At 73.6% G+C, this 6,890-nt stretch carries 7 protein-coding genes; 4 read left to right on the forward strand and 3 right to left on the reverse strand.

What is annotated here, in order from left to right; genetic code table 11:
- Window positions 1–9: 9 nt before the first annotated feature.
- Both ACZ47G_RS28150 and ACZ47G_RS28155 read left to right on the forward strand, forming a co-directional pair.
- Window positions 10–879: an FAH family protein gene (locus tag ACZ47G_RS28150; RefSeq protein WP_465747300.1), complete on the forward strand. Its 870-nt coding sequence runs from the start codon at window positions 10–12 to the stop codon at window positions 877–879.
- A gap of 164 nt (window positions 880–1,043) precedes the next feature.
- Window positions 1,044–1,547, forward strand: a complete 504-nt coding sequence (locus ACZ47G_RS28155; protein WP_465747302.1) for a DinB family protein — start codon at window positions 1,044–1,046, stop codon at window positions 1,545–1,547.
- A 4-nt stretch (window positions 1,548–1,551) separates the two neighbouring features.
- On the opposite strand, the gene ACZ47G_RS28160 is transcribed toward ACZ47G_RS28155, so the two are convergent.
- From ACZ47G_RS28160 to ACZ47G_RS28170, 3 genes are all read right to left on the reverse strand, one after another.
- Window positions 1,552–2,454 carry a UTP--glucose-1-phosphate uridylyltransferase gene (locus ACZ47G_RS28160; protein WP_380457158.1) on the reverse strand — a complete coding sequence of 301 codons (903 nt, stop codon included), beginning with the start codon at window positions 2,452–2,454 and terminating at the stop codon, window positions 1,552–1,554.
- Between the two features lie 139 nt (window positions 2,455–2,593).
- A complete protein-coding gene (locus ACZ47G_RS28165) occupies window positions 2,594–3,337 on the reverse strand; it encodes a 3-oxoacyl-ACP reductase family protein (protein WP_380457135.1) in 744 nt (247 codons plus the stop codon).
- 71 nt (window positions 3,338–3,408) lie between these two features.
- Window positions 3,409–5,034: an MFS transporter gene (locus ACZ47G_RS28170; RefSeq protein ID WP_465747305.1), complete on the reverse strand. Its 1,626-nt coding sequence runs from the start codon at window positions 5,032–5,034 to the stop codon at window positions 3,409–3,411.
- 83 nt (window positions 5,035–5,117) lie between these two features.
- Between ACZ47G_RS28170 and ACZ47G_RS28175 the strand changes: the two genes are divergently transcribed.
- Complete coding sequence (locus ACZ47G_RS28175) at window positions 5,118–5,588, forward strand: YciI family protein (protein WP_465747307.1); 471 nt, start codon at window positions 5,118–5,120, stop codon at window positions 5,586–5,588.
- Entirely contained in the window at window positions 5,585–6,799 is a 1,215-nt protein-coding gene (locus ACZ47G_RS28180; protein WP_465747309.1) for an RNA polymerase sigma factor, read from the forward strand. The genes ACZ47G_RS28175 and ACZ47G_RS28180 overlap by 4 nt, the downstream gene beginning before the upstream one ends.
- The last annotated feature ends 91 nt before the right edge of the window (window positions 6,800–6,890 follow it).

Genomic DNA, 6,890 nt, shown 5'->3' on the forward strand with positions numbered 1-6,890 from the left:
CGATTCCCGATGACGGTGCTCTTCGAGTGCGACTACCAGGGGGCGTCGTACTTCGCCCTGGGCGCGGCCCCGAGCGGAGCCCCGCTGCGCCTGTACCCGCTGTCCGACGAGCGACTGGCCGTGCTCGTCCGGGAGTCCGGCGGGGACGCCGGTGCCCTGACGTCCGGCCGGACACCGGTGGACGTGCCGGCCGGGGAAGTGCACCAGGTGCGCACGCGCGTGCCGTGCCTCCCGCGCCAGGTGGGGGACGCCCTGGTCGGCGGCTTCATGATGACCCACAACGTGAAGGTCGACGAGACCACCCCGGACCAGCCCGCCTGGTTCTTCAAGGGCCTCGGCGACGCGCTGCGGCTGCCGGGCGAGCCCCTGGACGTGCCCGGCGGGGCGCTCGCCGTCTGCGAGGAGGCGGAGGTCGTCCTCGTCTACGTGGGTGACGAGGAAACCGGCCGGCCCCGCTACGTGGGCTACACCTTCGGCAACGACGTGACGGACATCGGCCGGTTCCGACGGCACAACGGCCACCTGTCGTACGCGAAGCTCTGCAGCGCGGGCATCTCGCCCGCCCTGCACCTTGGCCCGCCGCCCCGTCACGTCACCGGTGAGACGACGATCGAGCGGGACGGCGCCCTCGTCTGGAAGGGCACGTTCACCACCGGCACCGACGCCCTCCACTACGACCTCGACACCATCACGGCGGGGCTGTTCGCCCACGAGGCGCTGCACCGGCCCGGCCGCGTGCACTACGTGTACATCGGGGCCGACCGGAGCAGCTTCCACGGCGGGCACACCATGCTGGACGGCGACCGGGTCACCCTCGACTTCCGGAGCCACGGCGTCACGCTCGCCAATCCGCTCGTCTGGACGCCGCAGGCCGGCTGACCCGCCGGGAGGGTGCCGCCGGAGCGCCCGTCACTCGCGGTAGACCAGGAGGGTGCCCCCGGCCAGGAGGCCGGGGGACGAGGGTGTTCTTACGTGGTACTGGCACTGCAGGTGTCTCCTTGCGGGCCTGACCGGCTCCCGCGGGGTCTGCTAGCGTCCCGCGCATGGTCAAGATCGTGCCGTTCACCGGCGAAGAGAAGGAAAGCCTGCACGCGGCCCTGGACCGGCACCGCGACGCGGTGCTGTGGAAGGTCCGGGGCCTGGACGACGAGCAGTTGCGCCGGCCCCTGACCCCTTCGGGGACGAACCTGCTCGGCCTGGTCAAGCACCTCGGCGGCGCCGAACTCGGCTGGTTCCGCGAGACCTTCGGCCGGGAGACCGGCCCGCTGCCGTTCGACGTCGACGCCGACGACAGCTCCGACATGCGGATCGAGCCGCACGAGTCGACGGCGGACGTGCTGGCCTTCTACGCCCGCGCCCGGGCCGCCGCCGACGAGGTGATCGCGGAACTCGGCCTGGACGACACCGGCACCTCCTGGTCGGGCCGGACGGTCTCGCTGCGCTGGGTGCTCATCCACATGACCACCGAGACCGCCCGGCACGCCGGGCACCTGGACATCCTGCGCGAACTCACCGACGGCGCCACCGGGGACCACGACCGGAGCTGAGGTCCTACTCCGCCGGCGCCAACTCGGCCGCCAGCCGCCGCAGTTCGCTGCCGAACTCCGGGTTGGCGAGCGCCGCGGCGAACTGGGCGCGCAGGTAGGCGGCCGGGTTGCCGGTGTCGTACCAGGTGCCGGCGATGACCTGTCCGTAGACGGCGCGGCGGGCCGCGTAGGCGTTGATGGCGTCGGTCAGGTAGACCTCGTCCTCGGGCTTCTCGTGCCAGCGGCGGGTGAGTTCGCGCAGTTCGTCGACGATGCCGGGGGTGATGACGTACCCGCCGATGGCGGCGTACGCGGAGGGGGCGTCGACCGGCTTGGGCTTCTCGACCAGTCCGGTGATCCGCAGCGAGCCGCCGCCGAGGTCCTCCTTCACCACCGGCACGCCGTAGCGGTAGGAGTCCTCGGGGGCCATCGGCATCAGGGCCAGCACCGGCGCGTTGGTCTGCTCGAACGCCCGGATCAGCTGCTGCGCGCGGGGCACCTCGGCGACGAACACGTCGTCCGGCCACAGCACCAGGCAGGGCTCGTCCCCGAAGTGCCGGGCGGCGTTGAGCACCGGGGTGCCGTTGCCGTACGGGCCGTGCTGGTACAGGTAGCTGATGTGCCCCTTGCGGGACAGCTCCCCCACCTCCTCGACGGCGTCCGCGAACGCCGCCTTGCCGTCCCGGCGCAGCTGGTCGACCAGCACCGGGTTGGGGCGGAAGTGCTCCTGGATGAGGCCCTTGTCGCCGTTGACGACGATGGTGATGTCGGTGATGCCGCTCTCGATCAGCTCGCGCACGGTGTGCTCGATCACCGGCTTGTCACCGACCGGCAGCATCTCCTTCGGGGTGGCCTTGGTCAGCGGCAGCAGGCGGGAGCCGAGTCCGGCGGCGGGGATGACGGCTCGGCGGATGGTCCTGGGGGCCATGTGATGTTCTCTCATGTCGATGGCGCTGCATCGCAGTTGAGCGGCACCGTCACCGACGCTACCAAGGATGACTTCATGATCATCACCAGCCGCCGGGGGCCGGCGGTCGCCACCGCCGGCCCCCGCACCGGCCGTTCACTCAGGCCGTGTAACCGCCGTCCACCGCGAGGGCGGTGCCGGTGACGTAGCGCCCGCCGGGCCCGGCCAGGAAGGCCACGGCGGCGGCGATGTCCTCGGCCTCGCCGAAGCGGTCCAGGGCGGTGAGCGAGCGCTGGAAGTCGGCGGAGCCGCCGTCGGCCGGGTTCATGTCGGTGTCGATCGGGCCCGGGTCCACCACGGTGGCGGTGATCCCGCGCGGGCCGAGCTCCCGGGCCAGGCCCCTGGTCAGCCCGGTGAGCGCGGTCTTGGCGGTCGCCTGGAGGACGAAGTCCGCACCGGGGACCCGCCCGTTGAAGCAGGAGCCGATGCTGATGATCCGGCCGCCCTCACCCATGTGCCGGGCGGCGGCCTGGGCGGCCAGGAACACCGAGCGGATGTCCACGGCGAGCACCCGGTCGAGTTCCTCGACCGTCACCTCGGCGAGCGGGCCGTAGGTGAGGAAGCCCGCGTTGTTCACCAGGACGTCGATCCCGCCCAGTTGCCGGACCGTCTCCTCCACCGCCCGCGCGGCGGCGTCCGGTTCGACCAGGTCGGCACGGATCGCCACCGCCCGGCCGCCCGCCGCCTCGATCTCGCCGACGACCGCCCGGGCCTGCTCCTCGGCCCGCACGTAGGTCAGCGCCACCGCCGCCCCCTCGGCCGCCAGCCGCTTGGCCACCGCCGCGCCGATGCCCCGGCTACCGCCGGTCACCAGGGCCACCTTGCCGGTCAGGTCACTGCTCATCGTCGTTCCCCCTGTCAGTGGTTGCCACGTTCGTGGCTCACCCAAGGTAGGACCTGACACCGGTGTCAGGTTCAAGCCTTTTTGTACGCGGGCGCCTCCTCAGCCCTCGCCTCCTCAACCCTCGCCTCCTCAACCCTCGCCTCCTCCTCCCTCGACTCCTCCTCCCTCGACTCCTCCTCCCTCGGCGCCGCGGACCGCTCCGACGGCTCCGACCGCCCCGCCCGCACCGGCCGCACCGGCCGCACCGACCGCTCCGGCCGCACCGCCAGGGTCAGCACCGCCAGCCCGGCGAACAGCCCGGCCGCGATCAGCCCGTCGACGTGCAGCCCGGCGGTGAACGCCGAACGCGCGCCCCGCAGCAGCGCGTCGCCCGGCCCGCCGGGCAGCTGCCGGGCCGCTTCGACCGCGCCGGCCAGCGAGTCGGAGCCACCGCCCGTACGGCTGCGGTAGACCGCCGCGGCGACGGTCCCCAGCAGGGCGAAGCCGAGCGAGCCGCCGAAGTAGTTGCCGGTCTCCGACATCGCGGCCGCCGAACCCGCCCGCTCCGGCGGCACCGAGCCGAGCACCAGCCCGGTGCCCAGGGCGAACAGCGGCCCGGTGCCCAGCGCCAGCACCGCGATGCCGGTCATCACCAGCGGCAGCGAGCCGGCGTCCTCGTCCACGGCGACCAGCAGCAGGGCACCCAGCGCCGAGAGCGCCAGCCCGCCGGCGATCGCGGCGGTCCGGCCGATCCGGCCGGCCAGCCGCGGCGCGGCCATGGTGCCGGCCGCCACCGCCAGGCCCATCGGCGCGAACAGCACGGCCGAGGCGAACGGCGAGTGGCCCAGCACGCTCTGCAGGTACTGGGTCACCAGCAGCCCGGTGCCGGCCATCGCGACCCCGGCGAGCACCAGCGAGACCAGCACGGCCGCGAACGGGCGGCTGCACAGCAGCCGCAGGTCCAGCAGCGGCCGCTCCAGCCGCAGCTGCCGCCGGACGAAGAGGTGCCCGACGCCCGCGCCCACCAGCAGGGCGGCCACCGGTACCAGCGGCGCGTCCCCGGCCGGCAGCTGCTTGATCCCGTACAGCATCAGCAGCACCGCCACCAACGACAGTCCGACCCCGGCCGGGTCCGGCCGCCCGGCCGCCTCGCCGCGGAACTCCGGCAGCAGGAACGGCCCGGCCGCCAGCAGCACCGCCATCGCCGGGACGGCGGCCAGGAACACCGACCCCCACCAGAAGTGCTGGAGCAGCAACCCGGCCATCACCGGCCCCAGCGCGCCGCCCGCGAACTGGCAGGTCGCCCAGACGGCGACGGCCCGGCCGCGCTCCCGCTCCTCCCGGAACATGTTGGTGATCAGTGCGAGCGTGGACGGCGCCAGCGTCGCCCCGGCGACGCCCAGCAGGGCGCGGGCCACGATCAGCATCAGCGGGTCGACCGCGAGGGCGGCGACCACCGACAGCACCGCGAAGGCCGCCGCGCCGATCAGCAGCAGGCGACGACGGCCGATCCGGTCCCCCAGCGTGCCCATGGTGATGACCAGCCCGGCCACCATCAGCCCGTAGCCGTCGCTGATCCACAGCTGCTGGACGCCGGAGGCGCCCAGGTCCGCGCTCAGCCTCGGCAGGGCGAGCAGCAGCGCCGTCATGTCCATCGCGACCAGCAGGGTCGGCAGCATCAGGACGGCCAGTCCCAGCCTGGCCCGGGTGGCGTTCATCCCCGGTGGCTCCTCTCCTCGGAAACGTGTCACCGCCCGGTCGGAGCGGGCGGGCGCTTCTTGACGGCCCCGGCCGGGAAGTCGTGGCAGATTTCTCCGCCGGGGACGTCAAGACGGCGGCCCCGGCTCCGACCGACGGCCGAGGGGCCCGGACGGGGCCCGCCCACGACGAGGAGTACGCGATGAAGTTCCTGATCAGCCTGCACATCAACCCGGCCGTGCTGGACGCGCTGACCGACGAGGAGAAGGCGGCGATCGGCGCCGGCCACGGGAAGTTCATCGAGGAGCTGAAGTCCTCCGGCGAACTGATCGTCACCCAGGCCCTGGTCGACCCCTCCCAGGCCGCCGTGGTCACGGTGCGGGACGGCCGGCCGGTGGTGACCGACGGCCCGTTCCTGGAGGCCAAGGAGTTCCTCGGCGGCTTCTACCTGGTCGACTGCGACAGCAAGGAGCGGGCGGTCGAGCTGGCCGCGCGGATCCCGGACGCCGCGATCGAGGGGCTGGGCGTCGAGGTGCGCCAGGTGATGTTCTCCGACGGACACTTGGAGGCATGACAGCACCGGACTTCGAGGACCTGCTGCGCGACCTCACGCCGCAGGTCCTCGGCACGTTGGTACGGCGGTACGCGCGGTTCGAGGGGTGCGAGGACGCCGTGCAGGAGGCCGTCCTCGCTGCGGCCGTGCAGTGGCCCGACGAGGGTGTGCCGGACAACCCGCGCGGCTGGCTGGTGACGGTCGCCTCCCGGCGGCTGGTCGACCGGATCCGCAGCGACCGGGCCCGCCGCGAGCGCGAGCACGCGACCACGGCCGCCGAGGTGGTGCCCGAGGAGGTGCCGGACACCGACGACACCCTGCTGCTGCTCTTCCTGTGCTGCCACCCGGCGCTCACCGCCCCCTCGCAGACCGCGCTCACCCTGCGCGCGGTCGGCGGCCTGACCACCGCCGAGATCGCCCACGCCTTCCTCGTCCCGGAGGCCACCATGGCGGCCCGGATCAGCCGCGCCAAGCAGCGGATCCGGGCCGCCGGCAGCTCCTTCACCCTCCCCGAGGGCGCCGAGCGCGAGGAGCGGCTGCGGGTCGTGCTGCACGTGCTCTACCTGATCTTCAACGAGGGCTACACCGCCTCCTCCGGCAGCGAACTGCACCGCGCCGACCTCGCCCGCGAGGCGATCCGGCTGGCCCGGATGGTGCACGCCCAGCTGCCCGAGGACGACGAGGCGACCGGACTGCTCGCCCTGATGCTGCTCACCCACGCCCGCCGGGCGGCCCGGACCACCGCGGCCGGCGACCTGGTGCCGCTGGCCGAGCAGGACCGCACCACCTGGGAGCGCCCGCTGCTCGACGAGGGCACCGCACTGGCCAAGACCGCCCTGGCCGGCCCCCGGCTCGGCCCGTACCAGCTCCAGGCCGCCATCGCCGCCACCCATGCCGACGCCGCCACCGCCGAGGAGACCGACTGGGCGCAGGTGCACGCCCTCTACCTGATCCTGGAGCGGATCGCCCCCAACCCGGTGGTCACCCTCAACCGCGCCGTCGCCCTGGCCGAACTGGACGGACCGCGGGCCGGACTCGCCCTGCTCGCCGCCCTGGACCAGGACCACCGGATGGCCGGCCACCACCGGCTGCTCTCCGTCCGGGCCCACCTGCTGGAGCGGGCCGGCGACCTCCCCGGCGCCCACGACCACTACCGCCGCGCCGCGAAGGCCACCGCGAGCCTCGCCGAACAGCGCTTCCTGGAGGCCCGGGCCCGCCGACTACAGGCCTAGACGAGTAGTTCCGAAGTCGGTCAGTGGTCGTAGGCGATCAGCGAGCGGGTGATGGGTCGGCCGGTGGTCCGGTTGTGCCAGATCGCGCAGG

The sequence above is a fragment of the Kitasatospora sp. NPDC030952 genome (assembly GCF_055571335.1).